Annotated in this window: 1 protein-coding gene; it reads right to left on the bottom strand. The window is 54.5% G+C overall.

The annotated features are described in order from the left end of the window. Window positions 1–518 (bottom strand): aminopeptidase P family N-terminal domain-containing protein (locus tag ACTHUR_RS16165; protein WP_440399694.1); only part of this gene is annotated, 518 nt, incomplete at its 3' end. Window positions 519–589 lie beyond the last annotated feature (71 nt).

Below are 589 nucleotides of genomic sequence, written 5' to 3'. Positions count from 1 at the left end.
AATTTTTCGGCCGCCGTTTCGGAAACATAGTCGGGATGGTGAACGTAGATTTCCGGAGTCGGCAATGCAGGACGGTCGTCCCACACTTCGTCCAACAAAGTTTCAGGATATTCGAGGCGGATGTTTTTGGCGGCAAGTGCCTGTTTCAAACCGCGCTCGCCGCTGAGTGCGAACATATCGGCAGGCGCGCCGACGACTGCGCCCTCGGGCAGATTTTGTGCCAACCACTCGGTATAAGGCGCATCAACGCCCATTTTTTGCAGCTCGATGCCGTTTGGCGCGAGCTGTTGGCCTGCCTGTTCCCAATAGCGGCTGTCCGTCCACACGCCTGCTTTATCGGCGGTTACCACCAAAGTACCGGCCGAACCGGTAAAGCCGGAAAAATCGCGACGTGCCTGCCAATGCTCGGGCAGGTATTCGGAAAGGTGCGGATCGGCGGAAGGGATGACAAACGCGTCCACGCCATGTTTTTTCATAGCTTCGCGTAAAGCGGACAAACGTTGTTGTACAGATTTCATGTGTTATGTCTCCTGTTGTTTCAGACGGCCTCTGTCATCAAGGCCGTCTGAAAACTTGTGCTGTCTATAAT

It is taken from the genome of Neisseria sp. P0021.S007, assembly GCF_051956855.1.
Note: the sequence above shows the minus strand (reverse complement) of the source record. Positions and strands in the feature narration are given on the sequence as shown.